We start from the raw sequence: 2,161 nt of genomic DNA on the forward strand, positions 1-2,161 counted from the left end.
CGGGAGGCCTGGAAGTCGAGCATGAAGATCTGCGCCTCGATGAGCGAGGTGTGAACCCACTGGCCCTCGCCCGTGCGTTCGCGATCGAGCAGGGCCAGCACGATGGCATTGGCGAGCAGGATCCCGGCCGAGGTGTCGTTGATCGCGATGCCGACGCGCACCGGTCCGCCGCCGGCATGGCCCGTGATCGACATGAGCCCGCCCATGCCTTGCGCGATCTGGTCCACTCCGGCGCGCCCTTCGTAAGGCCCGTCCTGGCCGAAGCCGGAAATGCTGCCGTAGACGATACGCGGATTGACCTTCTTCACCGCCTCGTAATCGACGCCGAGCTTGTATTTGACCGTGGACTTGTAGTTCTCGACCACCACGTCGGCGGTCTTGGCGAGGTCCATGAAGATCTTCAGTCCCTCGGGTGTCTTCAGATTGAGCGTGAGACTGCGCTTGTTGCGGTGCAGGTTCTGGAAGTCCGGCCCGTCGCGGCGGCTGCCGGTTACGTCCGCGCCGGCGCCGGGCGGCTCGATCTTGATCACGTCGGCGCCCCAGTCGGCAAGCTGGCGCACCGCGGTCGGACCCGCTCGGTGTGCGGTGAGGTCGAGTACCTTGAAGCTGTTCAGCGGCAGTCGGGGCATGGTCATCGGGCGATCCTTCCGGGCATGGGGATGAAAGCTGCGGCAGTGTGCGACGCCCCGAAGTATGGCACCCGAACGCGCCGGCGAAAAGGCGCGTCGGCAGACCGGAAAGGGGCGAGGCTCTCTGTCGGTAAGCACTCAGGCGCATGGCGCATGCGCCGCTTGCTTCCTGAAATTCGAACCTGGCCCTGAGCCTGGCCCCTTTTTGCCCCGTTGTAACCGCGCAGCGGCGGGCCGGGCGAGTGCCCTCGGGCAGCAGCGTGGCTGTTGCGCGAACCGCGCAGGCAGGGCAGCATGTGGCGCGAGTCCCCGAGGAGGAGCCCATGGCAGCACTGGATCATTCCGCTTACGTTTTTCGCGGCAACGCGTATCGCAATCTTGCCGACCTGGACGCGTGGACGCGGCAGCGCGAGGAAGCCGCGCTCGAGCCCGATCTGCCGATCATCGATCCGCACCATCACGTCTGGGACAACCGGCACGGCCGCTATCTGATCGATGAGCTGGCGGCCGACGTGGCGAGCGGCCACAACGTCGTCGCCACCGTCTTTATCGAGTGCGGGACCGCGTATCGTGGCGATGGTCCGGTCGAGATGCGGCCCGTGGGCGAAGTGGAGTTCGCCAACGGCATCGCCGCCATGAGTGCGAGCGGGCACTACGGCAAGGCGCGGCTGTGCGCCGGCCTCATCGGACACGCCGACCTCACCCTCGGCAAGCGCGTGCAGCCGGTGCTGGAGGCGCTCATCGCTGCGGGCAATGGGCGGCTGCGCGGCATCCGCCACGGCGTGACCTGGGATACCGGCAATGCGGCCCGGTTCGGCCGGCGCGAAGTGCCGCAGCATCAGGTATTGGATCCGACCTTCCGCGAGGGCTTCGCCTGCCTGCAGCCGCTCGGGCTCACGTTCGAGTCGTGGCAGTTCCATCCGCAGCTGCCCGACGCGGTCGATCTGTTGCGCGCGTTTCCGGAAGCCAACGTGATCCTCAACCATGCTGGTGGACTGCTCGGCATTGCTCCGCACGACGGCAACCGCGACGAAGTGTTCGCCATCTGGCGCGGGCATATGCGCAGGCTCACGCAGTTTCCGAACCTCACCGTCAAAATCGGCGGACTCGGCATGCTCTATTGCGGCTGGGATTTCCACCTGCGCGACATGCCGCCGGGATCCGAGGAGCTGGCCGCGGCCTGGCGTCCCTATGTCGAAACCTGCATCGAGCTCTTCGGCGTCGAGCGCTGCATGATGGAAAGCAATTTCCCCGTGGACAAGCAATCGTGCGGGTACGGGGTTTTGTGGAACGCGTTGAAGCGCATCACGCAGCAGTGCTCGGCGGCGGAGAAAGCGGCGCTCTATCGCGACACGGCCGCGCGCGTTTATCGGCTTGCCGTTCAGTGATGTAAGCGTCGTTCCCGTGAAGACGGGAACCCAGGCTGTGAACGATCTCCGGGGCTCCCGCGTGCGCGGGAGGTCGCTTGCGCTAAAGCGGGAACGACGGCAATGAGCTCGACATAAGCCGAACAACGCACGCAACCGGCTGCA

2 protein-coding genes are annotated in these 2,161 nt (G+C 66.0%); one reads left to right on the forward strand and one right to left on the reverse strand.

What is annotated here, in order from left to right; genetic code table 11:
* Positions 1 to 635: CoA transferase (locus GEV05_00030; protein ID MPZ41793.1), on the reverse strand; the 635-nt coding region annotated here is incomplete at its 3' end.
* 317 nt (positions 636 to 952) lie between these two features.
* Between GEV05_00030 and GEV05_00035 the strand changes: the two genes are divergently transcribed.
* Positions 953 to 2,017 (forward strand): amidohydrolase family protein, encoded by a 1,065-nt coding sequence (locus tag GEV05_00035; protein ID MPZ41794.1) that lies wholly within the window; start codon positions 953 to 955, stop codon positions 2,015 to 2,017.
* Positions 2,018 to 2,161 lie beyond the last annotated feature (144 nt).

Source organism: Betaproteobacteria bacterium, assembly GCA_009377585.1.
Lineage (GTDB): Bacteria > Pseudomonadota > Gammaproteobacteria > Burkholderiales > WYBJ01 > WYBJ01.